Genomic DNA, 26,126 nt, shown 5'->3' with positions numbered 1-26,126 from the left:
CGAGAACGCATTCCCTGCCGCCCATGCTACAGAGACTGGTTATCGATCGGCGCGACGGCATGTCGAATATCGCAGATGGTCGAGGTCGGCCTCTATCCTCTGGAGGGCCTGCTGTTCGAAGGCGGGATCGGGGTTGATGAGCATGTGCATGGCCAGCCCGTCGATGAGGCCGTGCAGGGTGGTGGTGGCTGCCTCAATGTCGAGCCCCGGCTCGGTCAGTCCGGCGTGGTGAAGGCTGGTGATCATGCGCCTGCACGCGTCTCGGAGTACTTCATAGGCTTCGTCCCGAGCGTTCCTGAGCTCCTCATTGCTGGGGGCCTCGGCGATGAGTGCGATGTTGACCTCCATCTCCGCGCGGCGCTCGGCGTCGAGTGGGAGCAGTTCCTTGATGATGGCGAGCGCGCGCGTGCGAGCGTCCGGCTCGTCGAGGTGGCGCTGGATACGCTCCCATGCGTGCTGGTCCACCAGTTGCATGGCGTGGACGAGCAGATCGGTCTTCCTCGGGAAGACGTGGCGCAGCGAGCCGGTGGAGATGCCCGCTTCTGCCGCGACCGTGCGGATGGACACGCTGCTGACGCCATTGGCGAGGATGACGCGCCAGGTCGCCGTCGCGATCTCCTCGCGTCGCCGGTCATGGTCGATGAGCTTCGGCACTTTCTGATGGTAACACGTCCGTGTTAGCATCATTTTGTTAGTTCACCTGTGCTTCCAAAATGGAGTTCCGATGACGGCTACCGTGAGCCCTGCGTTACGGCGTGAGCGGCGGACATTGGACAGCGCAACACTCACCAGCGGCACCGAACAGGTCGTCGATTTCGTCCTGCCGCTCTTCGCGGGCGCGGTGCTCGGACTCTCGGCATGGGAGACGGGCCTGTTGGTCGCGGCGAGCGATCTGGTGGCGTTCCTGGTCCGCCCCATGGCCGGCGTGGTGGTCGACCGCGCGGACCGCGCAATGGTTGCTGCGCTGGGGGCGGGCGTCCTGGCGGTCGGATGCGGGCTCTATGCCCTCGCAACGGGACTCCCGCTGGCGCTGATCGCGGCGGTCGTGACCGGCGGGGCGGGCGCGTTCCTGTGGGTCGCCATCCGGGCCATCATCGGGGAGCGTCTTCGTGCCGACTCGAGTGTGTTCGCCAAGCTCGTCGAGGCGGAGGAGACCGGCGGCTGGCTGATTCTTGTCCCGGCCGTCGTCCTGCTCTCCGTCGCCGGGTATCGGTGGGTGTTCGTCGGCATCGCCCTGTGCTGCCTCGTTGCGGCGGGGGAGTTGTCCCGCAGCCGTCGTCAGGATCTCTCGGCGGACGACGCGGCTCTCGCGGGCGCCGATCTGTCGAGCGTATCCCTGCGGGGCCTCGGCAGATCGCTGCGACCGATGCTGCTGGTCATCGTGGTGACCATGACTGCAGAAGCGGCTGTCAGCCTGCTGCTGATCCTGCATCTGCAACGCGGATTCGGGCTCGGCGCGGTGGAGGTGGCCTACGTCTTCCTTCCCGGCGCGATCGCGATGAGTGCCCTGCCCACCTTTCTGCATCGCGTGGTTGTGCGGCTGGGGCGTCGCGCGATGCTCATGCTCGGTTCGGTGGCCAGCGCCCTGTTCGCGCTCGGTCTCGCCTTCGCGCCCAGTCCGCCCTGGATCGCGGCGCTCTGGGTGCTCTCCGCGGTCGCATGGTCTGTGGTGATTCCCGTGCAGCAGGCAGTCGTCGCGGAAGCTGCAGGCCGGGCTCACCTCGGTCGGGGCCTCAGTCTGTACGAGGCGGCGTGCCTGGCCGGAGCATTCCTCGGCTCGCTGGCTGCGGGGCTCCTCTACGAGTCGGGGGGCTTGTTCCTCGTCTGCATCGTCTGCGCGATCGTGATCTTGTCCGGGGCGGCCCTCATCCCTGCCGCGGTGAACCGGCTGGGCGTGGCCAACTACCCGGAACCCGCACCGGAGTCAGCACTGGAATCGGCCTCCGCTGACTCATCTGAACTATCTGAATCATCGAAAGTCGAGACCTCTATGAATGAGAACCTCCGCGACGTACAGGGCGAGAATGCGAACTCAGAGAGCTCAGAGAACTCAGACCCTGCGAATTCAAACTCCGAGGCGAATGCGCCCAAGCCGCAGAAGTCGCGCCGAGAGCTTCTCACTGATCTTGCGGCGCACAGCGGGCTACTCGCAGTGGCGCTCCTGATCGCTTGGGCGGCCGTGCCCGGCTTCGTTCTCTCGGCGATCCTTGGTGTCGGTGGCGAGACTCCGAACATCATTGCCGCTGTTCGCGGACTCTTCGATGGCGCGTCCGACTTCTCCACTGTCGTGCTGGGGGCGCTGCGCGTCTGGTTCGTGGTTTACGTCATCGACGTCATCTGGACCGCTTGGAAGGTGGCGGAGCCGCGGCACGGCTGAAAGTGCCGGTGGGTTTGGGGTTGGTGTGGGCCGGGTTGGTTGGTGTTTGGGGGTGGGGTTAGTGGCGGTCGGTGTCGATGACGTCGACGCGGACCGGGGCTTGGGCTACGGCTCCGATCACTGTGCGCAGGGCTCGGGCCGTGCGCCCTGAACGACCGATCACTCGCCCCAGATCAGAGGGATTGACTCGCACCTCCAACACCTGGCCACGACGCAACGACCGCGAGACCACCGAGACATCGTCCGGACGATCCACAATCCCGCGCACCAAATGCTCCAACGCCTCGGCCAACACCAGCCTCAGACCCCCTCAACCACCTCAGACCCAGCCTCCTGAGCCTGCCCAGCCTGGGCCTGCTCAGCCTGGGCCTGGGCGGAGGCCGCAGCCTTACGCTTCTGCGCATCATCATCAGCCAACCGAATCGCATCCAACCGCGCCCGCGCAGCCGCACCCTCATCCTTGAGACGCAACTTGCCCTCAGGCACAGGCAACCCCTTGAACGCCTGATAATCACCCGTGATCTTCAACAAACGATGCACCGTATCCGAAGGCTGAGCACCCACACCCAACCAATACCGCACCCGCTCGGAATCAACACGAATCAACGACGGCTCCTGCATCGGGTCATACAACCCGATCTCCTCAATCACACGCCCATCACGCTTCTTACGCGCATCGAGCACCACCACCCGATACACCGGCGAGAACTTCTTACCGATGCGCTTCAGGCGAATCTTGACTGCCACAGTAGACAAACTCCTCAAACCAGGACGGCGCACGCCACCCACCGGTGAGGATCAAGCAACAGCCCGCGACGCACAACCTACCAACCACGACCACGCACAGGAGAGGGACCGCACACAGCCGCAAACAACCCACCCATCATGCCAGAACACCCCCACCCACAACCACACACCCCCACCCCCACACCCCCTGCGAGATCCCCCACAACACCCACCCACACAACCCACGAGAGCGGGTCGCTGCTGGGAACCGCCACCCTGCTCACCGTCGACATCGCCCTCGAGTCCACACAACCCATGAGGGCGGGTTGCTACTGGAGAGGGAACCTTTGCTCTGCTGCCGACTGGTGTCGATGGTGGTGTCGATGGCGGATGGCTGAGCGGCGTCCGGTTCATCGCTCCGGCTCGTCGGGAGGCGGTCCGCTTGTCCCATCATCAGTTAGGTGGTTAACTACTCATGTAACTAACTAAGTAAGAAGTTCAGGAGGTGATCCATGCGCCACTTCGACGATGCGACGCCCATCTACCTTCAGATCGCTGAGGAGATCCGCGCTCAGATCCTCAGCGGGGAACTGGCCGAGGGCGCGCGCCTGATCTCCACCACCGAATACGCCACTCGCTACCGCATCAACCCGGCCACCGCGAACAAGGCCGTTGCGCTCCTGGTCGACGAGGGGCTGGTGGTCAAGCGGCGGGGTATCGGCATGTTCGTCGTCGACGGCGCCCTAACCGATCTGCGCCGCAGCCGCCGTGCCGCCTATACCGACGACGTTCTCCACCCCGCCCTCGATACCGGCCTCGCGCTCGGCCTGGACGATGCCGAGCTGCGCGACGCCGTCGTCCAATACCTCGAGTCTCACGCCCGCAAGGAGTCCTAATGACTGCATCCTCCGGCGCCCCCGATGCCTCCGGCGCCGTCCTCAACAACGCCGAGTCCGCCTCCGGCGGGCCGGCTGTCGAACTGACCGGCCTCACCTATCGGTATGCGAAGGCCGGCGAGCCCGCTGTGAATGGACTCGGACTCACGCTGCGACCCGGCACCATCACCGGTCTGCTGGGCCGCAACGGCTCGGGCAAGACGACTGTGCTGTCCCTCATCGCCGGGCTGCGCCGCCCCACCTCCGGGAGCCTCACGATTGCGGGGCGTCCCGCCTTCGACGACGCCGTCACCATGACTGCCACCGCCTTCCTGGGCGGGCCCCGCTCCCTCCTCGAGAACGCCCCCACTCGCCGCTCCCTGGAACTGTGGGCCGCGACCCGGCCCGGCTGGGACGCTCAGGAGGCCGCTCGGCTCATGGAGGTCTTCGAGCTCCCCCTGAAGACCCGGCCCTCGCGCCTGTCCCTGGGGCAGCGCAGCGCGTTGGATGCCGTCTTCGCCCTGGCCTGCCACTGCCCCGTCCTGCTGCTGGATGAGATCCACCTGGGCATGGATGTCGTGGTGCGGCGCCGCTTCTGGGACGAGCTGCTGGCGCTGTATCTGCGCGAGCGGCCCACCGTCGTCGTCTCCTCCCACCAGGTCGATGAGATCGAGGACCTGCTCGAGGATGTCGTCGTCCTGCACCGGGGGCGCCTGGTCGCGGCGGGCGGGGCCGATGAGCTGCGCGCCGCGCACTCCAGCCCCGGCCAGGGGCTCGCCTCCCTGACCGATGCTCTGATCAACCTCACCGAAGGAGAACTCTCGTGATCGCTGCCACCGTCGCCTCTCCGCCTGAGCGGCCTCGCCCGTCGTATCCCGACTCCAGTGAGGGGCGGAGCGCAGGTTCGCGCACCTGGAGACTCACTCTCATGGCCTTCCGCGAACTCGTGCCCGTCCAGAGCGTGATTCAAGCCGTAGGGATCATGGTCGTCACCGCGTCCCTTCTCGCGCTCACGTTCTTCGGCAGGACGATAGAGAACGTCAACCTCGGCCTCTACACCCAGTGCGCCTTGAACGTGGCGGTCTATGCGTGCTTCACGCACGGGATCGTCATGGGCGCCCGCACGCCGATGCTGCTGCGCGCCGGTCTGACGCGCGGCGCGGTCATGACGTGGCTGACCTGCACCGGGATGCTTCTCGGTGCGGTATCCACGGCTCTCTGCGGGCTGCTGACGATTCCCGACGTCGTGCTCGACAGGTGGATCGAGGGGATCAACTTCGTTGTCGTCCCGCAACTCGCCGTGCTGGCCGCGCCGGTGGTCGCGCTGTCCTACCTCGTGGGCGCCTGCATCGCTCTGCTCTTCCAGCGTCGGCCCTGGTGGGTGGGTGTGATCGCAATCCTGGTGAGTCTCAATATCATGGCCGCCTGCGTGGGGTGCATCGTCACCCAGTGGGGCACGCCCTGGGCCGTCGTGTGGATCATCCTGGCCACCGCTCTGGTGGTGGTCGCAGGCCCACTCGGCACCTGGCTCCTCCTGCGCCGCTATGAGCCCTGACGGGGTGGAGGCGGACCGATCTCGGTGAGGATTGTGGTGTCTCGGTACATCTGAGACACCACAATCTCATGTGGACGAGAAGTGATTATGGAGAGGTCTCCTGGTTCTGGTTCGCGCAGAAGCAAAGAATGAATGAGGTCCTGACGACTGACTGGGTCGTTTTCTGCCTCACCCTACATGCGAGGCGAGCTCGCCTTCGTAAATGGCTCTGTTACCGCGAGGCCAGCACCCCATGCTGAAGTAGCGAGTCCAGAGATTCCAGAGCAGTTGCCACTCCTTGCTATCGAGTTCCGGAGATTCTGCGGGAAGTCCGAATCGACGCGCATGGTCTATTGAGATGACTGCGGAGTGGCTGGCCGGTGCGTCGATCAGAGGTTCTTTAAGGCGACTGACGAGGTCTTCAACCTTCTTATCGTCATCGTCGGAAAAGCGACCTCCTTGCACAGTCAGTGCCTCTGTCATCAAGGCCTCTGAGCGCGCGAGTGCAGCCTTGGCCTGCTCGACCATCAGCATGTTGACGTCGGCAAGCATGGAGGCGAATAGGGGGAAGGAAGCAGGGTTGGTGGTAGTCCTTTCCTCAGCTTCCGCTACGGCGGCTACGATTTCTTTCGCGCTGGCTACCGTCCGCAGGCCATCATCATCTCTCAATATCATCTGCGGGTCAATCGGGCCAAGATCGCCGCCAGGTCCCATAAGGATGTGGTGGGCGCCCAAGCAGATGATTGTGGCTGCACTTTTAGCCATATCAGGGACTATGACGGTCAACTCGCGACAGCGCTGTTGCATGGAGCGAACCATGCGAATAGCGGTTTCGCCGTCCCCGCCCGGGGAGCACAGAATAAGGTGTAAATCCTGTTCCTTTGTCAGATCGACAAGAAGCTCCTCCATGATCGTCATGTTAGTTGGTGAAATACTATCAATGATGACGATCAACTTGGCGCCGGTTAGTTCCTGATATTCTCGGATGATTTTCTGGCGCTCGTAACGTTCCGAATGCTCAGCAGCGAACAGCGGAGTTCGGGAAGTCATCAGATTTTTCCGACCACGGGCCGGAAACTCTTCGGCTTCCCTTCGCGTAGCTGGGCGCCGACGTGACGAGCCTTCAAGGCTTCTTCCACATCGTCTCGCCATGTGCGCGAGCCCTCAGTGCGCTGATCGATGGGGCGGGGGTCGCGGATCGGCGGAACTGAGCGGGCTGGGGGAGTGAAGGATCCTACTGTGGTAGACATCTCAGCTCTCCTTTCTCTGACAAGCATAGCAGCAACAGATTGGGCCTTGGGCGTGGCTGTACGGTGAGGAGACAGGAGCACCAGGCATGACATCAGTGTCACACGCTCCTGCGACACGTATTGATGCCTCGTTTTAGCGCTCGCCGGCTCAGATCGAGGCTGGACCTTCAGTAGTCGGCGCGAGGATAGTTCAAGCAAAGACTCGCGTGCCCGTGTCAGGAAGCTGGCGGTCACGGATCTTGACCGATGTGAGTCGGGGTGGCGGGATTTGAACCCACGACCTCTTCGTCCCGAACGAAGCGCGCTACCAAACTGCGCCACACCCCGTGTGCAGCAGGTGACAGCATAGTCGCGTCTTCGGGGTGGACGGAAATCTCGCCGAAGAGGCATCGGTCACGTGATGAAGGGGTTCCCATCCGCCGTCGTCGGGAGTCCGAGAGCGCAGTGGCAGTGATTCCCGCCGGCTGATCGGGCGGTCGGTTGATGCCGGACGTCGGCTGCGTCGTCGAGAAGACCCGACCGGGCGCTCGCGTGTGTGCAGGACCGATTTCGGCGCGGATTACGACCGATTTCGATGCGGAAGCGGACCGATCTCGACGCGGAACTCGACCGATTTCGATGCGGAAGTGGACCGATCTCGCGGCGGGGGCGGGGGCGGGGGGGGGAGAGGGCGGGAGTCAGGTGGCGGGCAGCAGCGTGAGCAGCGTGGCCTCCGGGCGGCAGGCCAGGCGCACCGGCGTGTAGGGGCTCGTGCCCAGGCCCGCCGAGACATGCAGGTACATGTCGGCCGCGGCCTCGGGCGAGCCGATGCGTCCCGGCCACTGCGACAGGCCCGAGGCCCTCCCGCGGTCGAGATCGCAGTTGGTCACCAGGGCGCCGACGCCGGGAAGGCAGAGCTGGCCCCCATGCGTGTGCCCGGCCAGTGCCAGGTCGACGCCGTCGGCGACCATCGCGTCCAGCACGCGCTGGTAGGGCGCATGGAGCAGGCCGATCCGCAGCGGCTGCCCGTCGCGGCCCCGGACGGCCGGCTCGACGGCCCCGACGGCACCGCCGTCCTCCGGTAGTTCGGGCATTGGGAAGGCGTCGCGCTCGGCGTGCGGGTCGTCCACGCCGACCAGTTCGATCCTCCGCCCGTGAACGGTGAGCGCGCTCCGGGTGTTAGTCAGGTCCGCCCAGCCTCCCGAAGCCTGCAGGTCGCGCACCTCGCCCCAGGGCAGCGCCACATGCTCCTCATCGAGATTCGCGTAGACCGACCCCGGGGTCGAGCGCAGGTAGCGCGTGGGCAGCTTGAAGATCGTCGTGCGGTAGTCGTGATCGCCCAGGACGAAGGCGCCGGGAAGGTCCAGGAAGGGCTCGAGCGCGCGCTCCAGCGGCTCCAGGCCATTGGCGAAGGACAGGTTGTCCCCGGTGTCGACGACGACGTCAGGACGCAAAGCGGCCAGGCCGCGCACCCAGGCCACCCGGGCCTCGGTGCGGTTGGTCAGATGCAGATCCGACAGGTGCAGAATCGTGAGCGGATGCTCGTCGGCGGCGAGGAGGGGGACCTCCACGCGCCGGAGCACGGGCATCCGCGCCTCAAGGAGCGTGTAGCCGAGCAGCCCCAATCCTGTGGCAGTCACACCTGCAGCGACGCGGGCGAACGAGCGCGCCGCGCTACGGGTGGCGGGCACCCGTCAGTTCCCGTCCTTGTTGTTCTGAGGCGGTGCCCAGTCGTTCGGCGGAGTCGCCGGGGTGTTCTGGTTGCCCTGCTCGGGAGCGATGCCACTGCGGGAGGGCTCCGTGCCGATCGGCGCCCCCTGTGAGGCCTGAGCCCGGGGCTGCTGCGCCTGGGCCTGATCCTGGGAGGGCTGCCCCTGTGAGACCTGGCCCTGAGGCTCCTGACTCGGCTGGGTCTGGGGGACTGGGGCACCGGCGGAACTCTGCTCCGCAGCCGGGGTTGCTGAGTCCGAGGAGTTGTCGACCGCCCCCGGGGCCTGATCCCCACCGCCTGCGGACGGTGCTCCCGACGGCATGGCGCTCAGGCCGATCGGGTTGAAGTTCTGGGCGGGCTGGCCGGCCAGCGCCGCGTCCATGTACATCTTCCACAGCGGGGCGGGCGCGTCCGAGCCGTACATGGTCTGGTAGTAGCGGCCTCCGACGTACTGGTGGTCCATCGGGTAGTAGCCCTCCGAGTGCCCCAGCCATACGGCGGTCGACAGCTGCGGGGTGAAGCCCGTGAACCAGGCGTTGTCCATGGATTCGGTAGTTCCGGTCTTCCCGGCGGCCGGGCGCCCGTTGAGAGCCACGTCTTTACCGGTGCCCTTACTGTCCTTGCTCAGGACATGGGTGAGGGTCATCGCGGTCTTGTCCGCGGCGTCGGATGTCATCGCCTGGGTGCAATTGGCGGAGGGCACGTCCACCGGGTTGCCCTCGGCGTCATCGATCGAGTCGATGGCGATAGGGCGGCAGTAGACGCCGTGGGCGGCGAAGGCCGCGTAGGCGGCGGCCATCTGCATGGGGGTGGACTCCTGAGAGCCCAGGGCGATCGACGGCGTGGGGGTCAGGGGATCCCCGGAGCTGGTGGTGACCCCGAGCTTGGCGGCCAGATCGGTGATGTTGCAGATGTCCATCTGCTGCGTCATCTTGGCGAAGCCCACGTTAATGGACATGGCGGTGCTCTGGATGACGTTGTGGTTGCCACCCTCACTTGCATTGGCATTGCCGACCTGCCATGTATCGGCCTTGGAGGGATCGCAGGAGATCGTCCATTGGGAGGCGCCGATGGTGGTCGGGGAGGTGTTGAAGGACTCGTATCCCGAGTGGCCCTCCTGATACCACTCCGCCAGGACGAAGGCCTTGAACGTCGAGCCCGGCTGGAAGCCGGAGGTGCCCTCGTAATTCTCCAATCCGCCATGGGCGGCGTCGGCGTTGAGGGATATCTGCGTGGTTGAGCTGTCGCCCTCGACCTCCACGCCGTAATTCGTGTTCTGACTCATGGCCACGATCCGACCGGTGCCGGGCTCGACCGAGGACAGGGCGGCCTTGACGTTGGACGGATCGGCCGTGGGCACGTACTGCTGGACGGCGGCGTCCGCGGCCGCCTGCTTGCTCATGTCCAGCGTCGTGGTGATGGTCAGGCCGCCTCGCAGCAGCCGCTTGTTGCGCTCCTCGCGCGTGGCGCCGAACAGCTCCGAGTTCTCGATCTCGGCCTTCACGTACTCGCAGAAGTAGGCCGCCGACCCGGCGGTACCGCAGCCGCCCACCGTCTCGGTCACATTGAGGATGTCCTCGATCTGGGTGTCATGGCCCGCCTGCCATTCATCCTGGTTGATGAACTCCTCCTCGAGCATCTTGTCCAGAACCCAGTTCATACGGTCCTTGGCCTTGTCCGGGAAGGCGATCGGGTCGTAGGCGCCGGGCGCGTTGGTCAGGCCCGCCAGAAGAGCCGCCTCCGGGATGGTGAGCTCCTTGGCGGAATGGGAGAAGTAGTGACGCGATGAGGCCTCGACACCGTAGGTGGATGGGCCGAAGGCGGCGATATTGAGATAGCCCTCGAGGATTCGCTCCTTGGCGTCGGGGTACTTCTGCTCCAGAGTCAGCGCATACTTCATCTCGCGGATCTTGCGGCCGGCCGAGCGCGCGGTCGCGGCCGACTGCGCCGACGGGTCGTCATTCTGGACGGCCGCCTCCACCAGGACGTTGCGGACGTACTGCTGGGTCAGGGTCGAGGCGCCCTGGGAGCCTCCGTTGGCATTGGACGCCACGGCGCGGACGATGCCGGTCGGGTCCACGCCCTTGTGCTGGTAGAAGCGCTGGTCCTCGACGGCGACGATCGCGTTCTGCACGGTGGGCGCGATCTCTGACAGAGGTACGACGATGCGGTTCTCGGCGTAGAACTGAGCGATCTGGGTGCCGTCAGAGGCCTTGATGTTTGAGATCTGGCTCGGCTCGAGAACTTCGAAGTCATCGGGGAGCTCGTCGAAGAAGTTGGCCGACGCGTTCGTGAAAGCCGCCGCGGCGCCGACGGCGGGCATCGCGAACCCGGCGGTGAGAATGCCCCCTGCGCTCGACAGGAGCACGAAGACCAGGAGCATGGAGACCACCTGAGCGGGCGAGAGCGACCTGCTGCGGGAGGAAGACTTCGACATGGGGCACAGCCTACGGGCAATCGTCCGCCTGCGCAGTGGGCTACGACGCGAATGATCTGAGAAGAATCTAAGAATCCTGCGGCAGGAAGGCGGTTGGCCGGGAGTGGTGGGAAGCCGGTTGGAGACCGGCTCGGGGTCGAATTCCGGCGTGCGGCCGCTGCGTTCGACATCCGTTCGACGCTCGCCCGCGGGGGTTCACAAGCGGCCTTCGAGCGCGGGTTGGGCGCGTCGATCCATGTACGGTCCGGGAGCGGATTTGGCTTGACGTTGACGTTTGACATACGGTCGTCGGTGTGATGCGGCTGACAGTGCTGTTGGCCGACTCAGCTAGGGAGAAAGAAAGATGACGACGACCGACCAGACCTGGGCAGTCCGAGCGGCGTGCGCCAATGTTGATCCAGACCAGCTTTTCGGCAAGGGCGCTGAGCAGCGCGACATACGATCGCTGTGTTTCGCGTGCCCGGTTCGCATGGAGTGTCTTGCTGAGGCTCTCGACTCCGACTCCTCCTTCGGGGTGTGGGGCGGACTGACCGAGCGCGAGCGCCGAGCGCTGCTGCGCCGATTCCCCGAGGTGACCGATTGGAGTGAATGGCTGCGCCGGGAGGACGACGATCTCGTCGCCGAAATCCACGCTCGACGCGCCCCTCGGATTCTGGCACGCGTGAGGTGAGGCGATCGGGCACCTGGCGCGTTCCGGCGTCGAGGTCCGGCTCCGGCGTCGAGATCTGTCGGGTGCCGCTGAGCACCGCTGAGTGAGATCGGTCCGTCGGACCGATCTCGATGCGGAGACGGACCGATCTCGGCTCTCTAGGCTTTCCCGTCCTGCCGGGATGCCCGTAGGCTCGCGTCATGACTACTCAGCCGACCAGGTGGGAATACGCCACCGTGCCCCTGCTCACCCATGCCACCAAGCAGATCCTCGATCAGTGGGGTGCTGACGGGTGGGAGCTCGTTCAGGTCATTCCCGGCCCGGCCGGCTCGGACAACCTCGTCGCCTACCTCAAGCGTCCGCGCGACTGAGCGTCTGACCCGAGGTGATTTGAGTTGACCTGAGCTGAACCGGGCATCGCCCTCGGTCGAGTTCAGCCGAGGGCGATACCCGATGCTCCGATCGCCTCAGTGCGACTCAGCGCGACTCAGTGCAGCTCAGGTCGGCTCGGTGCGGTTCAGCGAGTGTCAGCGCGCGCGACGCCGGAGGCGATCGACGTCGAGCAGCGTGACGGCGCGCCCCTCCAGGCGGATCCAACCGCGGGAGACGAATTCGGCCAGTGACTTGTTGACGGTCTCGCGCGAGGCGCCGACGAGCTGGGCGAGCTCCTCCTGGGTCAGGTCGTGCGGGACGTGCACGCCGTCCTCCGTCGTCGAGCCGAAGCGGTCGGCCAGGTCCAGCAGGGCCTTGGCAACGCGGCCGGGAACGTCGGAGAAGACCAGGTCGGCCAACGCGGTGTTGGTGCGGCGCAGTCGCTGGGCCAGGGCGCGCAGCATGTCCTTGGCCAGGGTCGGATGCGACTCAATGAAGCCCATGAGCTGGCTGTGCTCGAGCGTGAGCAGCTCGGTGGGGGCCACGGCGGTTGCCGTCGTCGAGCGCGGGCCCGGATCGAACAGGGTCAGCTCGCCGACCACTTCGCCGGGACCGAGCACGGCCAGCAGGTTCTCCCGACCGTCCGCAGAGGCGTGGCCGAGCTTCACCTTGCCGGCGAGCAGGATGTAAAGGCGATCGCCGGCGTCCCCCTCGTTGAAGAGGGTCTCGCCGCGACGCAGAGTCGTCTGCGTCATCATGGCGCGCAGCTCGTCCTGCTCCTCGGGACTCATGCCCTCGAACAGCGGGATTCTGGCGATGATGCTGTCTTCCACGAAGGTCCTCCTGTGGGGTCGATCGGCTGGGTCCCGGCCTTCGGCGGGCAGCCCTGTGTCATATCCTGCCATGGCTTGTGATCTGTGGCACGCGGACGAGCATTGTAGTCTTGATTGTGACCCGAGCAAGTCTCCCGGGGACGGGACGCGCGGCGAGTCGGCGGAATAGGCGAGCGGGGCTGAAGATCGTGGGGACTGAAGCGGGGCTGAACGCGGGTGAACGGAGTCAGGGGAGTCAAGGGAGCGAGAGGAATGGGAGGAGCCATGGGTGCGTCAGTGCCGATCGGCGGTCCGGGGTTCGCGCTTCCCGCGGCTTCTGAGGTCTCGACGGACCTGCTCGATGTCCCTGGCGCGCATGGTGCCGGCTCATGCGCCTCCACCGCTCTGCGCGCCCGCGCCGTCGATGATGAGCTCACCGCCGTCTATCCCGGGGCGCACTGCACCTTGGACCACGACGGCCCCTTCCAGCTCCTGGTGGCCACGGTTCTGTCCGCTCAGACCACCGATGCTCGAGTCAACACCGTCACCCCCGAGCTCTTCGCGCTCTGCCCCGACGCCGGTGCGCTGGCGGCCGCCGACCCCGACGATCTCGAGGCGCTGCTGCGACCGCTGGGCATGCAGCGCACCCGCGCCGAGCGGCTCATCGGCTTGGCGAGCGGTCTGGTCGAGCGCTTCGACGGCGTCGTGCCCCAGGGGCGGGAGGCGCTCATGACTCTGCCCGGCGTCGGGCGCAAAACCGCCAATGTTGTGCTGGGCAACGCTTTCGGGCGGCCGGCCATCACCGTGGACACCCATGTGGGCCGTCTGTCGCGGCGCCTGGGCTGGACGACCGCGAAGGATCCGGTGCGGGTGGAGCGCGATCTGAGCGCCCTGTGGGAGCCGGAGCGCTGGACCGACGGCTGTCATCGCCTCATCGAGCACGGGAGGGCGGTGTGCGGCGCGCGCGCACCGCGGTGCGGCGAGTGCGTGCTCCTCAATGCCGAGTTGTGCCCTCAGGTGGGCGTCTGAGGCTCATCCGGGGCTGAGGTCGCCTCGGGGCTCGCTACCGCCTTTTCTCGACTTCGGTCAGGAACGGCAGGAGCGCGTCGATGAATTGCTCGGGAGCCTCCTCGTGGGGGAAGTGCCCGGCGTCGCGCACGGTCACCTGCCGCAGATGGCCCGCAACGTGGTGAACGTCACGCGCATAGGCCTGTGCCGGCTGAACCGGATCCAGCTCGCCCTGCACGCTCATGACCGGGACCTCCGCAGGAGTGTTGAGGCAGGCGATCTCCTCACGACTGAGCGCTGCGCGACGCACTGTCTCCAGTGCCGAGTGCGCCGCGCCGGGTCGCGCCAGGAGGGCCGCGTAGTACCCGGCCGACTCGGTCACGGTCTGCTTGGTGCGAGGACCCGCCCAGGAGCGCAGCAGGCGATCGATGCCCGACGTCGTGCGCAGCGACCGTTCCGGCAGCATCGGGGTCTTCAGCCACAGGTACTGAACGACCGCTCCGGAGACGACTCGTCCGCGCAAGGACCTCAGCGCCAGCGGATGCGGCGCGCCGACGGGCACGATCGCCACGGTCATCGTCGGCTCCTGGTTCGCCAGCGCCCACGCGACCTGCCCGCCCAGGCCCGCTCCGATGACAATGGCCCGCTCGTGCCCCAGGGCTCGCACGACGGCGGCCATGTCGGAGGCCAGGGTCACCAGGTCGTAGCCCGATGGCGGCCGGTCCGAACCGCCGAAGCCCCGCAGATCCGCGGCGGCGACGCGGTGGCCGGCCTCAGCCAGGGGGCCGATGACGTGCCGCCACGCCCACCAGCATTCGGGGAAGCCGTGAACAAGCAGAATCAGGGGCTTCGCTGGGCCGGCGTCCTGAGCGTCCGTGTTCGCGGCAGAGGGGAGCTCCTCATGTCCGGCGAGGGCGGCGTGGAACTGGGTTCCGCCCGCGGTGAGGTCGCGATGGGCCCAGGGGCCGGGGCGATTGACGATGACGGGCACCAGGGCAGCCTAAATGATCGGCTGGACGGATGCGGGCCGGCCCGGCGGGCTCCAACGTCAACGGCGTTTCGTTGCACGGACGGCGGTTTCTCGCATCTTTCTGACCTCTATGCTCAGAAAGATGCGAGGAATCTCCGTTGACGTTGCGGAGGCGCATTCACGTTCCAGGCGTCCGGGCGGCGTCATGCTTCCCGTCAGGTCAGCAGGAGACTGATGACGACATAGGTCCCGGTCCCGCCGATCAACGACAGGCCGATCGCGCGGCGCCACAGGTGCAGGCCCGCCGTCGCCGCGATTCCGGCCACCGCCGGCAGCCATGCGGCCGGGGCGGTGCCGACGTCGCCGAGCGTATAGGCCACGAGCACGACCATGACGCCCAGCGGCATGGCCGAGGACAGGAAGCCCAGCAGTGGACTGGTGCTGCGGCCCCGCAGGAGGGCGAAGGGAGCGATGCGGCAGGCGAAGGTGATGAGTGCGACGACAACGACCGCGACGGCTATCTGAGGGTTGGTCAGCGTCAGCATGACTCATCCTTCCCGGATGCGCGCGATCCAGAGGTTGATCCAGAGGCTTCTGAGCTGGTGACGGCGCCGGCATCGGAGCGCGGTCCCCGCGCCTGTGCAGCGCGTGCAGCGCGGCGCGAGCGCCAGCCGTAGAGCGCGATGAGCCCCACCGCCAGTAAGCCAAGGGCGCTGAGCAGCGCCGCCGATCCGCCGATCGTCATGCCCACGACACCGGCGAGGACGCCCACGATCAGGACCGCCAGATCCGGGTGGCTCTTCCAGCTCTCGATCGTCAGGACGACGAACAGCGAGGTCAGCACGAAGCCCAGCAGCTTGATGTCATCGCCGACCAGTGCGGTCAGCCCGGTGCCCGCCAGCGCCCCCACCGTCGTGCCCAGGGTCCACGAGGCCTGGCTGACCGCCTCGACTGTGATGATGTAGCGTCCACTCATCGCTCCCCGGTCCTTAGAGGCGAGCAGTGCGTAGACCTCGTCGGTGATCGCGTGGACGGCGTAGAGGCGGGTGGGCAGGCTCCCGCGTACGCGATCGAGTGGGAATCCGAGTCCGTAGAAGACGTGCCGTCCCGAGATGAAGACGGCGGAGGCCGCGATCGCCGCCAATGGCTCGCCCACCCCGGCCAGGGGCGCGAGCAGCATCTGCATGGTTCCGGAGTAGATGACGATGCTCCACACCGGCGCCCACCACCAGGACAGTCCCTCGGCGACCAGCAGCATGCCGGCGGCCAGCCCCAGCGTGACGTAACCGATGATGATGGGCACGACGTCGCGCAGGGCATCACCCACGGAACTCATGGCCGGGCTTGACGGGCTTGTCGGGTCTGCCGGGCTTGTTATGCCTTTTGGGCTTTCTGGGGACGGCGCAGTGGCGGGGTCGGGCACATCCCCAGGTTAGCGGCCGTTCCTATTGCTTCCCCGTGCTTCCCCATGTGCGCTTCCCTATGCACTCAGGATGCGTGCGCCTGGGCGGGTCGTGCGAAGCGCACGCTCGTCAGCCTCTCCCACTGTTGCGCTCCGCCAAACCCCCGCTCAACCCCCGCTCAACCCCCGCTCAACCCCCGCTCGACCTCGGCTCAATCCTCGCCGTCCGCCCGGCACGGACCGTCTGCGCGGCTCAAGATCTCCTGCTCGTGCCGTCCGGCGCGTCGCGCCGAGTGCGAGACGACTCCGACCATCACCATGAACAGGCCCAGGGCCAGGAACTTGCCCGTGACCGCGTCGGTCCACAGGTAGGTGCTCAGGCTCTGGCCGAGGGCGGACTGGGTGCTCAGATTGTTGAGGAAGGGCGTGAACGTATCCGTCATCACGCCCGGGGCGATGAGGAAGGGGAGTCCCAGCAGGATCGAGATGACGCCGACGATGATGCTGCCCACGGAGGTGCGGCGCGCCACCCACATGGCGATGATGAGGGCGAGCGCCCCGATCGCCAGCTCGGTCAGGCCACGCGCGGACAGATCGAAGGCGTAGGAGCCCGAGGCGCGGACGGTCGCCATGGCGGCGCCGTCGTGGAGGAAGAACCAGGTCACCGGCAGTGCGATGATCGATACGAGAGCTCCGGCCCAGTGCGTAGCGGTTCGAGATTTCGGTTGGCCGACAACGATGGAGCCGTCCAGCGGGACATCGTCGTCGCCGACTGCGGCGGTACGACGGGATCTCCGCCTGGTCCTGTCCGCATGAGCCGTCGACTGCGCGGGCACGGCGTCGGGGCTCTCGCCGTCGCCCGCCCCAGATGACGCGCTGCGCCCCGTGGACTCGCCCGTACCACGCGCCGTGGCCGCGGGCGATGCTGCTGCGGCGTTGAGTGCCGGGTCGGCGGTGCTCGGCTTGTCCGCCGCCTCCAGGGGGGCCTGGGCCGCAGTGAGCGGGGCCGGCTGGGCCGGGGTGAACAGGGAGCGACGGCGCACCGCGGTGTCCTCGACAGGCTCCTCGGCGGCCTCGTCGTGCTGCCCGGTGTCGGGCGTGAGCACGATCGGCTCGGGCTTCTCCAGATTGAGGGGGTCGGCGGCGGCTCCTCCGGCGGGGAGCCCGCCCGCGGCAGGTGCTGTGGGCGCTGCAGGTTCTGCAGATTCTGACGGTTCGGCGGAGCCCGCCGGTTCTGCCTGCCCCGGCAGGCTGTCGGGCATGCCCTGAACGGGATTCGCGGGTCCTGCGGAGGCGGGCGGCTCCTGAGGGGGCGTTCCCGTGTTCTCGGCGGCGACGGCGCCGGATGCGTATGTTCCGTGCTGAGGTGTGTGCGGGGTGGCGGTTCTGGGCGCGCCGTGCTGCGGGGTATGCGGGGTGGCGGTTCTAGGTGTGCCCGGTGGCGGGGTGGCGGTTCTGGGCGCGCCGTGCTGAGGAGTGTGCGGAGTGTGCGGAGTCGCGGTTCCTGAGCCGGGGCCGTTGGCCGTGGGAGTGACCGGAGTCGCGTCGGAGTCGCTCTGTGCTGTCTGTGCTGCTTGTGCTGCCGGCGTTGTTTGCGCGGCCTGCGTGGGGGGAGCCTCCTGCATGTCCAGGATCTCCCCATCGGCATCGAGCACCGGCGCAAGGGCCGGTACCTCCAGCGAGGGCTCTCCGGTAGCGGGGGTGCCTCCGGTGTCGACGGACTTGTCCCGAGCAGTGCGGTCGGGCGTTTCGTCTTCGGGACGACTGGGGTTGTCAGTGCTCACTGGGACCTCCTTCTCTATCTATCACCGTAACCGTGAGCCGGGTCGGTCCGGCAGAGGCGTGCCGAGGCGGCCGCTGTGGGGTGCCGCTCGTCGTGCGCCTGTCATACGCGGGCGATTCCACTGGCCGGCGTCGCCGACTCCGCGCTCTTGAGACCGGCCAGCTCGCCTGCCCGGCCCCGACGTCTCGCCAAGTGGACTCCCCATCCTGTTGTGGTGAGCAGCAGGCCGGTCGTGATGAGCCCCATGCCGGTGGGGTCGTTGGGCAGCCACTGCATGAGTTGCGCGGCTCCGGGCGTGGCCGGCCACGCACCGCGAAGCAGTGCGGGCAGGCCGGCGAGCATGAGCAGCGGCCCGGTTGCCCGGGCTCCGAGGGTTGAGCGGCCCGCGAAGAAGGTCCCCAGGGCGAGCAGGCCGAGAGCGGCGAGTGCTCCCAGTGCTCCCGTGAGCTTCTTGCCCGGTCCGACCAACTCGGCGTAGCCGTGCTGGAGGAGCCCCAGGGCGACGAGGAACGCCGTGGCGGTCACCACGAAGGACATCACGTGGTCGCGGCGCCTCGACGGCGGGGCCGGCGGTGTCACCCCCATGGCGCGGTCGGCTGCGGCCAGGCGCATCGCCAGGCGCGCGTCGGCGCGTCCGGCGCGGCGGGCCCGACGCATCCCCCACGAGCCTCCCAGCAGCACGCCCGCCGCAATCAGCAGTGCACCAGTGGGGATGAAGGCGCGCGCCCACGGCATGGGGGAGGACTGGGCGCCCTGCGGGGCGCAGAGCACGACCGCGTGCACGGCCAGTGCAACCAGGCCGGCCACAAGCCCGCCCAGCGAGGAGCGCACGGCGAAGAACCCCTGCGCCATGGAGCACACCGCCAGCGCCAGGACGATGAGGAGCAAGGCCCAGGGCAGTCGGTGGTGCGCGACGAAGTACGACGCGATACCGAGCGGGGCCATGATCAGGGGCGGTAGGACGAGCCCGACCGCAGCGGTCAGTAAGTAGTCGGCGCGCCGAGGGCGCGGGGCGATCTGCACTCCTCCGGACGGCGTCGGGGCCGCGGCTCGTGCGTCGAGGGACTGTGCGGGGGTCACGGCTCGAAGCCTAGATGATCAGTGCCGGTGGTGCGGGGTCGGCCGGGCGCCATGCGAGGCCACGCGCCGTCGCTGACCGGCATTGGTCGGATTCTTCCCGCGTTTTCTTTCTGCGTTTCGATGGCGGCGATGGCGGCAATGGTGGCGACTGTGACTCGACGACGGTGACTACAGTGTGTGCCGTGATCAGCACGACGGTGAGTATCGGGCTGGGACCGGGCCCCGGGCGAGGTGCGGGCCCGGCGTCGCGCAGAGCTGCTCGGGACCCCCGTGGTGACCTCGATCCGGCTGCCGAGGCGCTGCGCGCGATCGCCTCCGACGCCCGGATCGTGAGCGCCGAGCAGGTCCTGCGTCAGGCCTCGGCCGAGCTGCGCTTCCACGAGGCCCTGCGACGTCGATGGCGCGAGGCGCGCGCCGAGTCGGCGGTGCGGGGCGCGATCGCCTCTGGCGGTGTGGAGGGCGTGGTCCTGCCTTCCTCCGTTCTGCGCGACGCCGTCGCCGCCGGCGGTCTCACGGAGGCGTCCACGGGCGAGCCTTCGCTGGACGCCGTCGCAGGACTGTGGCGGGCCGGGACTCGCCTGGCGGCCTGGATGCCCGACCTGCGCGGTGAGACGCGACCCGCGCAGCCGAGTCCCCGGACGCTTCTGGCGACTCTGCATCGGGATGTGGCCGGGCCCATCGCCATGGCCGGACGCATCCCCCTGAACGCCGTCGCCGTTCCCCGCCCCGCCGGGACCGCGCCGATCGAGGGCGGGCCGGGTTCCGCCCCCGACGGCGAGGCGCTGACGGCGCGTCTGGAGGGGATGATCCGCCTCGTGGACCTGGACGGGGTGTCCGCGCTCGTGCGCGCCGCCGTGGTGCATGGGGAAATGGTGGCGGCGCGGCCCTTCCTCATGGGCAACGCCGCCGTCGGCAGGCTGCTGGTGCGTCACCTCATCACCCGCGACGGGCTCGAGCCGACCGGGGTCGCCGTCACCGACCAGTACGCGGCCCGTGCGCCGTCCGTGTATGCCGATGCGGTCGCAGCCTATGCCGGCGGCACCCATGACGGGGTGGTGGCGTGGGTCGTGTGGCAGGCCGAGGCGATCCTCGTGGGGATTCAGGAGGCGCAGGCGATCTGCCGGAGTGTCCAGGCCGGCACGACCGCCGTTGAGTGAATCCCGGGCCTCGGGTCAGTGGTGCCGGCGTGGTCCCGGGCCTCAGTGGTTCCGGGCCGTCGGGAATGCCGTGTCGTCGCGGCCATCGCGTCGCCTGGTGACCGCGAGGCCGGCGGCACCGGCGATGACGGAGATTCCGACGATGGCTGCGATGACGGTGATGATCGCGATGAGTCCCGTCGCATTCCGGGCGAGCCCTGAGCCTCTGGGCCCGTGCGCTGCGGTTTCCTTACGAGTTCGCGGGCGCGCGCGTACCGGTACCGGTTGTTCGAAGTCCCGTACCGGCCAGCCCTGCGCGTCCGCCAGGCGTCGCAGGTCCCGGTCGGGGTTGACGGCCACCGGGTGGCCGACGGCCTCGAGCATGGGGCGATCGGAGATGGAGTCGGAGTACGCCCATGAACGGGAGAGGCTGATGCGATGCGCGCTCGCGTCGGCCACCAGGGCATCGACCTTCGCCCCGTGGAGAAGACTGTGCTCGATCCGACCGGTGAAGCGGCCCTCGGCATCGACCTCCATGCGGGTGGCGATGGCGCGGTCGGCTCCGACGAGCGCGGCGATTGGCTCGACCATCTCGGCTGAGGAGGCCGAGACCACGACGACGTCGTGACCGGCCCGGTGGTGGGCCTCGATGAGGTCCAGGGCCTCGGCGTAGACGGCGGGCTCGATCACGGTGGCCAGGGCATCGCACACGACGGCTTGAAGATGCGCGCGCTCGATGCCCGCGGACATGAGTGCCAGGCGCTCCATGAGACGGCTGGTCTGACTCTCATCGGCGCCCATCAGGAGGTAGGGCAGTTGGGCGATGATGCCGCGCGCCAACGAGGTGGTTGAGATCAGGCCGCTGCGCCGCATGGGGGAGCCCAGGGCGAACGTGGTCGATGTCGCCAGGATGGTCTTGTCGAGATCGAAGTAGGCGCAGGTTCGCCAGGAGGAGCCCTCGGGTGAGGCGATGTCGTCAGGGGTGTCAGGAGTTTCGGGGCCTTCGGGGCCTTCAGCGGGTCTCCCGGCCTGGAGCTCGAGGGCGTCGCGGTTCCTCGGAGTCGTCACAGTGCTCACCTCCCCCGCTCGTTGTGTGATAGCAACCACAAGGGTACCCGACTGTGCGGGGCGTGCGGGATCGTCCGGTCGGTGCAGTGGACGCATGGACACACATGGACACACGTGGACAGCGGCGCAGGCCCGATCGCTATACGGGCTCCTGACTATGGGCTCCGGGCTCCACAGGGAGCGCGGCGCACTCGTCGTCCACAGGGATCGAAGCGGCGGGGTGCGGCTCCATGGCGCCTGTCTCACTCTGGAAGCGCGGGGAACGCAGAGGAGCCCCAGAGGGGGACCCCGTTCTCCTCCCGCCCTCACCACCGAAGGAGTCGCCGTGCCAGATCTGACCGCCTCGTCAGCTGTTCTCGATGCGCCGGGCTCACGGCTCGCCGTGGGCGCGCCGCCATCGTCGGAGTCTCCCGGATTCCGGCGTGCCGCTCGTGCCCCTGGTGAGCCCGTTGAGCCTGCTGGACCCGTTGGGCCTGCTGGGGCAGCCGGAGATGCCAGGGCTACCGGATCTACTGGGGCCGGCAGAACGTCCGGGCCTGCCGGGCAGCTCGTGCGGACCGTCGATGGCGCCCCACTGACGCCCGACGTCCGTGTCCTCGTTGTCACAGTTGCCACAGGTCGGGCGGCCCCTGCTGCGCCGATCGGCCCCGCTTCGCTTGCCGGCTCTGCCGATGCTGCGGCCCGGGCCTCCCGGGCCGCCCCGCTCGCTCCGCATGCGCTCCGGTCCGAGGCCGTGCCGGAGGACTTGTCGGGGGCGCTGTCCGGCGACCTGTCCGCGTCCCAGATCGACGATGTCCTCGCTCTTGTCCGCGCCTGTACCGGACACGGTCCGTCTCTGTGCTCTGCCGGCGACCTGAGCTCCGCCGTCGTCGAGCTTCTGGAGAACACCGGCGCCGTCCTTCTTCTGGGCCGTGCGGACGTGCTGGCCGACGCCCCCGTCAGCGCGTGCCCGGGCGGGGAGCATCTGAGTGCTCTCGCTCTGGATGCGTTGGCCGCTCCGGATGGCGCCGATCGACTCGTCGCCGCTCTGCTGAGTGCGCAGCATCCGCCGCGCGCCCGAGTCGTTGCGCTCATCGGAGCTCGTGGCGGCCTGGGCGCGAGCACATTCCTGCTCCACCTCGCACGCGCCTGCGCCGCTGCGGGCGCCCGAGTCGCAATCCTGGATGCCGACCCGGCGGGCGGTCTCGGCCTGCTCATCGGCGACGGTGTCGTTCCCGGCCTGCATTGGGGCGACCTTCCAGTCGGTGAGGCGGCTTTCCGCCCCGATCGCCTCGTTCCTGTTCTGCCCACCTGGCTCGGCATGCCCGTCCTGACCGGGGACGGGCGCGGCGGGGTGCGCTTCCCGGCGTCCGTCGGCCCCGCCCTGGAGGCGCTGAGCGCGCACCATGATCTCGTTCTCGTCGACCTGCCACGGGGTGCTGAGCTCCCACCGGGCTGTCTGTGTCTGCTCGTAACCGGTCTGGACCTGCGCTCGGCGGTGGCGACCGAGGCCCTGGTGGCCCGCGCCCGCTCGACCAGAGCTGAAAACGTGTCGGTGGCGCTGGCGGTGCGTCCAGTCGGGGAGGACGTCAGCCCCGACGATCTCGAGGCCATGACCGGAGCGCGGGTGATGGCCAGGATTCCCCACGATCGCGCTGTCGCCCAACGGGTGGCGCGTGGTGATGATCCGACCAGGGGCCGGGGCGGTACTCGCCGTGCCGCTCGCGCCGTAGCGGGAGAGCTCGTCGGGCTTGCCGGGGAGGGGTCGCCATGGTGAGCCCATGGCGGTCGTTGCCGTCATCGCGCCCCCTGAGCTCTCGAGGATCTCACGAGTTTTCGGGAGGTTCCGACGCGCATGAGACGAGTGCGGACGGGCGCTCCGGTGGGGAGCTCGCCGCCGTGCGCGGTGCGCTGGCTCGCGGGGCCGGCCTGGAGCGCGCTCTGGGGGAGGGGGCAGCCCCCACGACCGGCGCCGGTGGCCTGGCCCGCCTGAATCGTCATGTGCGCGCCGACGTCGAGGGCGCCGGCCCGATGCTCCAGCCGCTTCTTGAGACCGAGGGCGTCACCGACGTTCTCGTCGGTGCAGGCCGTACCTGGATCGATCGCGGCCGCGGCCTGGAGAACATCGCCGAGGCCGCCCTGCCGGAGGCACAGACGCGCGCGCTCGCGGTGCGCATGGCCGCCTCCTGCGGGCGCCGGCTGGACGACGCCTGTCCCGTGGTCGATGCCACCCTGCCCGACGGCACCCGCCTCAACGCCGTTCTGCCGCCCCTGTCGGCCGACGGCACGCTTATCTGCCTGCGTACCAAACGGCGCAGCGCCTTCACCCTGGGCCAGCTCGTCGAAGCGGGCACGGTCGCGCCCGGCCTGGATTCGGTGCTGGCGGCGCTTATTGAGACGCGGGCCTCCTGCCTCATCACCGGGGCCACCGGTACCGGAAAGACGACCCTCCTGGCCGCTCTCCTCGGCCTAGTGAGCGCCACCGAGCGCATTGTGTGCATTGAGGAGGCCGCCGAGCTGCGTCCGGACCACCCGCATGTCCTCCATCTTCAGGAGCGCGGCGACAATGTCCAGGGGGTCGGGGCCGTGCCCATGAGTGCGCTTGTGCGCACGGCGCTGCGCATGCGGCCCGATCGCATCGTCCTGGGGGAGTGCCGCGGACCCGAGGTGCGTGATGTGCTCACCGCGCTCAATACCGGGCATGAGGGCGGTTGGGCGACATTGCACGCCAACTCCCCGGCGGATGTCCCCGCTCGCCTGACGGCGCTCGGAGCCCTCGCCGGGCTCGATGAGACCGCGGTGGCCGCCCAGGCCGTCAGTGCGCTGGATGCCGTCATCCATCTGCGGCGCAGCGGCGCGACTGGCGGCGGGATTGCGGGGAGGCGGTCCCCTCGGAATGGGACGGCGGAGCGGAGCTCGACGCGGGGGAGCGACGGCCCGGATAGCTGCGCGAGCCCGGAGCAGGACGCCATGTCATCCCGGTCATCCCGGACTCGGCGCTACGTGTCGGGTATCGGCATGCTGCGTCGAGGCGCTCAGGGGAGCCTCGTGTGCGAGGACGCGCTCGTCGTCGCTCTGGATGGTGCGGCCGGCACGGTCTGTGCGGTCAGTGCCGGGCCTGCGGTTGATCGGCTGGCCGAGCGCATTGGAGCCGCGCCGGTCGCGGCGGCGATGAAGGGTGGCACGTCATGGACTCCACTGTGATCGTTGTCGGGATACTGGTGGCGCTGGCGGCCGCCGTTGTCACGCTCCCAGCCAGACGCGAACGCCCGGCCGGTCTGGATGTCCGCCTGGATGCTGCGACCGGAAAGGGTGCCGACGGCGGCTCGGTGAGGTCTCAGTGCGATGTTGGCGGCGTCGGCAGCGTCGGTGGCACTGATGTTGGCCTGATGCTGACCGAGGTCGCCACGCTGCTGCGCGCCGGGGCGACCCCGCGGCGCGCCTGGTCCCGCTCTCTGGCGCGCACGGGCGTGTCTGAGGGCGTCGAGCCTGGCGACGACGGCGTTCCGCCCGCCCTGCTCGACTTGGGCGAGGCCGCCCCTGAACGGTGGTGGCCGGTGCGAGTCCGCGGCCGCTGGGTGTGGAGACCGCCGTTTCCCGGACCGGGTCTTCGCGCCGCCCGGGAGCGGCGTCGGGCGGCCGCGGCGGCGGTGCCCGGGGCAGTGGCGGCGTGCAGGCTCACCGCTGCGCTCGGCGCCCCCCTGGCCGAGATCCTGGAGGCGGTCGCCGGCGGGGTCGCCGAGTCCGGTCATGCCGAGGCTTCGCGCCGCACCGCGCTGTCGGGGCCGCAGTCCACCGCCAGGCTGCTGGCCATGCTGCCGCTGGTCGGCCTGCTGCTGGGCGCGGCCGTGGGCGCCCGCCCCGAGGAGGTGCTGCTTGACGGCGGGATGGGAAGCGCACTGGGAGTCCTCGGCGTCGGGCTCATGATTGTGGGGCGCCAGGTGACGGCGCGGATGGTCGCGTCCGCGACGGTGCCGACGAGCCGAGTCGACGAGGCGCTCGTGCTGGACCTGGCCGCTGCCGCACTGGCCTGCGGAGCATCCCTGCCCGGAGCACTGCAGGCCCTCGGGGAAGCGCTGGAAGAGGAAGAACTGGTGGTCGCAGGCCGGGCGCTGCTGCTGGGCGCGGATTGGGACGAGGCCTGGAAAGCTCCCGACAACGAGGAGTGGCGGCAGCGGCGGAGGCGTCTTGAGGGCTGCCTGCGGCCCGGCTGGGAGGACGGGGCCTCACCGGCGCCGCTTCTGACGGGCACAGCGGCCTCATTGCGCGCCGGTAGACGGGCCGCCGACGAGGAGGCGGCCGAGCGGTTGGCGGTGCGGCTCGTGCTCCCGCTGGGCCTATGCCACCTGCCGGCCTTCATCGTACTCGGGATCGCGCCCGTGGTGATGAGCGTCGGTCTGGACCTCTTGGGAGGGTGATCCGCTGAACCCGATCGGGCACCGCTGCGCTGTATCGAGCAGGCTGCGTCGAGATCGGTCCGGTTCCGCCTCGAGATCGGTCATAGTCCGCGTCGAGATCGGTCGTACTCCGTACCGAAATCGGTTCACTTCCGCCTCGAGTTTATGGTGGTTTGGTTGTGTGAGGTGGGGAGTGCCTGATGGGTGTGGTTGTCTTCGGTGTTGCACATGGGAGCCTCGGGCCTTTGTGTAGTGTGCGCTGTTTTTGTTGAAATGACGGGCTTTCTGGTGATCGTCGTGTGTGGCGGTCGGGTTCCCATGTGCGGTGAGGGGGTCTGTGCACATGGGAGCGGAACCGTGGCCACTGCCAGAATTAATTTTCCTCATGATTCCGCGGTTTCTACCGATACGGGGCGCGCGTGAGTGTGCAACGGCCACCCCCCCCGTACACGCGGGCATCAGGACAAGGGTTTTCATGCTGAGTAATTGCGGTGATGATCGCCCCCGGCCCATGCGAGCATCAGTAGAGTCGGCTCACGGCGGTACGGCTCGACTTATCCGTCCCCCAACCCCGAGACATC

Annotated in this window: 24 protein-coding genes and 1 tRNA gene; 11 read left to right on the top strand and 14 right to left on the bottom strand. The window is 68.2% G+C overall.

What is annotated here, in order from left to right; all coding sequences use genetic code 11:
* Window positions 1-39: 39 nt before the first annotated feature.
* The gene (locus tag W5W_RS0100940) at window positions 40-654 is read right to left on the bottom strand and encodes a TetR/AcrR family transcriptional regulator (RefSeq protein ID WP_017193973.1); all 615 of its coding nucleotides are present in this window, start codon (window positions 652-654) and stop codon (window positions 40-42) included.
* Window positions 655-724: 70 nt separating this feature from the next.
* On the opposite strand from W5W_RS0100940, the gene W5W_RS0100935 reads away from it, so the two are divergent.
* The gene (locus W5W_RS0100935; protein ID WP_029573984.1) at window positions 725-2,377 is read left to right on the top strand and encodes an MFS transporter; all 1,653 of its coding nucleotides are present in this window, start codon (window positions 725-727) and stop codon (window positions 2,375-2,377) included.
* Between the two features lie 58 nt (window positions 2,378-2,435).
* Here the strand turns inward: W5W_RS0100935 and W5W_RS0100930 are convergent, their stop codons facing one another.
* Together W5W_RS0100930 and rpsP are read right to left on the bottom strand one after the other, a co-directional pair.
* Window positions 2,436-2,672 carry an RNA-binding protein gene (locus W5W_RS0100930; protein ID WP_017193971.1) on the bottom strand — a complete coding sequence of 79 codons (237 nt, stop codon included), beginning with the start codon at window positions 2,670-2,672 and terminating at the stop codon, window positions 2,436-2,438.
* 5 nt (window positions 2,673-2,677) lie between these two features.
* Window positions 2,678-3,124: a 30S ribosomal protein S16 gene (gene rpsP / locus W5W_RS0100925; protein ID WP_017193970.1), complete on the bottom strand. Its 447-nt coding sequence runs from the start codon at window positions 3,122-3,124 to the stop codon at window positions 2,678-2,680.
* Between the two features lie 491 nt (window positions 3,125-3,615).
* Here rpsP and W5W_RS0100920 point away from each other — a divergent pair, with 491 nt between their 5' ends.
* Genes W5W_RS0100920 through W5W_RS0100910 form a run of 3 tightly spaced genes read left to right on the top strand, consistent with a single transcriptional unit; the run spans window position 3,616 to window position 5,533 of the window.
* Window positions 3,616-3,999 carry a GntR family transcriptional regulator gene (locus W5W_RS0100920; RefSeq protein ID WP_017193969.1) on the top strand — a complete coding sequence of 128 codons (384 nt, stop codon included), beginning with the start codon at window positions 3,616-3,618 and terminating at the stop codon, window positions 3,997-3,999.
* A complete protein-coding gene (locus tag W5W_RS0100915) occupies window positions 3,999-4,805 on the top strand; it encodes an ATP-binding cassette domain-containing protein (protein ID WP_017193968.1) in 807 nt (268 codons plus the stop codon). Before W5W_RS0100920 ends, W5W_RS0100915 begins: the two co-directional genes overlap by 1 nt.
* Window positions 4,802-5,533 (top strand): hypothetical protein, encoded by a 732-nt coding sequence (locus W5W_RS0100910; RefSeq protein WP_017193967.1) that lies wholly within the window; start codon window positions 4,802-4,804, stop codon window positions 5,531-5,533. Before W5W_RS0100915 ends, W5W_RS0100910 begins: the two co-directional genes overlap by 4 nt.
* 168 nt (window positions 5,534-5,701) lie before the next feature.
* Here the strand turns inward: W5W_RS0100910 and W5W_RS14375 are convergent, their stop codons facing one another.
* From W5W_RS14375 to W5W_RS0100890, 4 genes are all read right to left on the bottom strand, one after another.
* Window positions 5,702-6,562, bottom strand: coding sequence for an SDH family Clp fold serine proteinase (locus tag W5W_RS14375; RefSeq protein WP_017193966.1), 861 nt, complete (start codon window positions 6,560-6,562; stop codon window positions 5,702-5,704).
* Between the two features lie 453 nt (window positions 6,563-7,015).
* Window positions 7,016-7,089 (bottom strand) — tRNA-Pro (locus W5W_RS0100900).
* A gap of 350 nt (window positions 7,090-7,439) precedes the next feature.
* Window positions 7,440-8,432 carry a metallophosphoesterase gene (locus W5W_RS0100895; RefSeq protein ID WP_029573983.1) on the bottom strand — a complete coding sequence of 331 codons (993 nt, stop codon included), beginning with the start codon at window positions 8,430-8,432 and terminating at the stop codon, window positions 7,440-7,442.
* A gap of 3 nt (window positions 8,433-8,435) precedes the next feature.
* Window positions 8,436-10,889 carry a transglycosylase domain-containing protein gene (locus W5W_RS0100890; RefSeq protein ID WP_017193964.1) on the bottom strand — a complete coding sequence of 818 codons (2,454 nt, stop codon included), beginning with the start codon at window positions 10,887-10,889 and terminating at the stop codon, window positions 8,436-8,438.
* A gap of 343 nt (window positions 10,890-11,232) precedes the next feature.
* Between W5W_RS0100890 and W5W_RS0100885 the strand changes: the two genes are divergently transcribed.
* Both W5W_RS0100885 and W5W_RS15415 read left to right on the top strand, forming a co-directional pair.
* On the top strand, window positions 11,233-11,559 hold the full coding sequence (locus W5W_RS0100885; protein WP_008729498.1) for a WhiB family transcriptional regulator: 327 nt from the start codon (window positions 11,233-11,235) through the stop codon (window positions 11,557-11,559).
* A gap of 179 nt (window positions 11,560-11,738) precedes the next feature.
* A complete protein-coding gene (locus W5W_RS15415; protein WP_017193963.1) occupies window positions 11,739-11,909 on the top strand; it encodes a Sp36 family protein in 171 nt (56 codons plus the stop codon).
* 156 nt (window positions 11,910-12,065) lie between these two features.
* Here W5W_RS15415 and W5W_RS0100875 read toward each other — a convergent pair whose 3' ends face one another.
* Entirely contained in the window at window positions 12,066-12,743 is a 678-nt protein-coding gene (locus W5W_RS0100875) for a Crp/Fnr family transcriptional regulator (protein ID WP_008729518.1), read from the bottom strand.
* A gap of 264 nt (window positions 12,744-13,007) precedes the next feature.
* On the opposite strand from W5W_RS0100875, the gene nth reads away from it, so the two are divergent.
* On the top strand, window positions 13,008-13,751 hold the full coding sequence (gene nth, locus W5W_RS0100870; RefSeq protein WP_017193962.1) for an endonuclease III: 744 nt from the start codon (window positions 13,008-13,010) through the stop codon (window positions 13,749-13,751).
* A gap of 34 nt (window positions 13,752-13,785) precedes the next feature.
* On the opposite strand, the gene W5W_RS0100865 is transcribed toward nth, so the two are convergent.
* The 5 genes from W5W_RS0100865 to W5W_RS0100845 form a co-directional block, all read right to left on the bottom strand.
* Window positions 13,786-14,721, bottom strand: a complete 936-nt coding sequence (locus W5W_RS0100865) for an alpha/beta fold hydrolase (protein ID WP_017193961.1) — start codon at window positions 14,719-14,721, stop codon at window positions 13,786-13,788.
* A gap of 194 nt (window positions 14,722-14,915) precedes the next feature.
* Window positions 14,916-15,245, bottom strand: coding sequence for a branched-chain amino acid transporter permease (locus tag W5W_RS0100860; protein ID WP_017193960.1), 330 nt, complete (start codon window positions 15,243-15,245; stop codon window positions 14,916-14,918).
* Window positions 15,239-16,036 carry an AzlC family ABC transporter permease gene (locus W5W_RS0100855; RefSeq protein WP_238533210.1) on the bottom strand — a complete coding sequence of 266 codons (798 nt, stop codon included), beginning with the start codon at window positions 16,034-16,036 and terminating at the stop codon, window positions 15,239-15,241. The genes W5W_RS0100860 and W5W_RS0100855 overlap by 7 nt, the downstream gene beginning before the upstream one ends.
* Window positions 16,037-16,314: 278 nt before the next feature.
* A complete protein-coding gene (locus tag W5W_RS15175) occupies window positions 16,315-17,886 on the bottom strand; it encodes a hypothetical protein (RefSeq protein ID WP_154650211.1) in 1,572 nt (523 codons plus the stop codon).
* A 101-nt stretch (window positions 17,887-17,987) separates the two neighbouring features.
* Entirely contained in the window at window positions 17,988-18,965 is a 978-nt protein-coding gene (locus W5W_RS0100845) for a hypothetical protein (RefSeq protein WP_238533209.1), read from the bottom strand.
* Between the two features lie 182 nt (window positions 18,966-19,147).
* Between W5W_RS0100845 and W5W_RS0100840 the strand changes: the two genes are divergently transcribed.
* Window positions 19,148-20,122 carry a Fic family protein gene (locus tag W5W_RS0100840; RefSeq protein WP_017193956.1) on the top strand — a complete coding sequence of 325 codons (975 nt, stop codon included), beginning with the start codon at window positions 19,148-19,150 and terminating at the stop codon, window positions 20,120-20,122.
* A 42-nt stretch (window positions 20,123-20,164) separates the two neighbouring features.
* Here W5W_RS0100840 and W5W_RS0100835 read toward each other — a convergent pair whose 3' ends face one another.
* On the bottom strand, window positions 20,165-21,178 hold the full coding sequence (locus tag W5W_RS0100835; protein WP_017193955.1) for an HAD family hydrolase: 1,014 nt from the start codon (window positions 21,176-21,178) through the stop codon (window positions 20,165-20,167).
* Between the two features lie 316 nt (window positions 21,179-21,494).
* On the opposite strand from W5W_RS0100835, the gene W5W_RS0100830 reads away from it, so the two are divergent.
* From W5W_RS0100830 to W5W_RS0100820, 3 genes are all read left to right on the top strand, one after another.
* Window positions 21,495-22,925, top strand: a complete 1,431-nt coding sequence (locus W5W_RS0100830) for a CpaE-like family protein (protein ID WP_238533207.1) — start codon at window positions 21,495-21,497, stop codon at window positions 22,923-22,925.
* Between the two features lie 122 nt (window positions 22,926-23,047).
* Complete coding sequence (locus W5W_RS0100825) at window positions 23,048-24,352, top strand: TadA family conjugal transfer-associated ATPase (RefSeq protein ID WP_017193953.1); 1,305 nt, start codon at window positions 23,048-23,050, stop codon at window positions 24,350-24,352.
* The gene (locus tag W5W_RS0100820; RefSeq protein WP_017193952.1) at window positions 24,337-25,566 is read left to right on the top strand and encodes a hypothetical protein; all 1,230 of its coding nucleotides are present in this window, start codon (window positions 24,337-24,339) and stop codon (window positions 25,564-25,566) included. Before W5W_RS0100825 ends, W5W_RS0100820 begins: the two co-directional genes overlap by 16 nt.
* The last annotated feature ends 560 nt before the right edge of the window (window positions 25,567-26,126 follow it).

Origin of the sequence: Actinomyces massiliensis 4401292 (assembly GCF_000269805.1) — a bacterium.
Taxonomy (GTDB): Bacteria; Actinomycetota; Actinomycetes; order Actinomycetales; family Actinomycetaceae; genus Actinomyces; species Actinomyces massiliensis.
The sequence above is the reverse complement of the archived record's forward strand: the minus strand, read 5'-3'. Positions and strand labels throughout refer to the sequence as shown.

Coding starts and splice junctions, on each gene's coding strand:
- W5W_RS0100935 (WP_029573984.1), top strand. CDS start 725: ATGACGGCTACCGTGAGCCCTGCGTTACGGCGTGAGCGGCGGACATTG.
- W5W_RS0100920 (WP_017193969.1), top strand. CDS start 3,616: ATGCGCCACTTCGACGATGCGACGCCCATCTACCTTCAGATCGCTGAG.
- W5W_RS0100915 (WP_017193968.1), top strand. CDS start 3,999: ATGACTGCATCCTCCGGCGCCCCCGATGCCTCCGGCGCCGTCCTCAAC.
- W5W_RS14375 (WP_017193966.1), bottom strand. CDS start 6,562: ATGACTTCCCGAACTCCGCTGTTCGCTGCTGAGCATTCGGAACGTTAC.
- W5W_RS0100890 (WP_017193964.1), bottom strand. CDS start 10,889: ATGTCGAAGTCTTCCTCCCGCAGCAGGTCGCTCTCGCCCGCTCAGGTG.
- W5W_RS0100885 (WP_008729498.1), top strand. CDS start 11,233: ATGACGACGACCGACCAGACCTGGGCAGTCCGAGCGGCGTGCGCCAAT.
- W5W_RS15415 (WP_017193963.1), top strand. CDS start 11,739: ATGACTACTCAGCCGACCAGGTGGGAATACGCCACCGTGCCCCTGCTC.
- nth (WP_017193962.1), top strand. CDS start 13,008: ATGGGTGCGTCAGTGCCGATCGGCGGTCCGGGGTTCGCGCTTCCCGCG.
- W5W_RS0100860 (WP_017193960.1), bottom strand. CDS start 15,245: ATGCTGACGCTGACCAACCCTCAGATAGCCGTCGCGGTCGTTGTCGTC.
- W5W_RS0100855 (WP_238533210.1), bottom strand. CDS start 16,036: ATGAGTTCCGTGGGTGATGCCCTGCGCGACGTCGTGCCCATCATCATC.
- W5W_RS0100820 (WP_017193952.1), top strand. CDS start 24,337: ATGGACTCCACTGTGATCGTTGTCGGGATACTGGTGGCGCTGGCGGCC.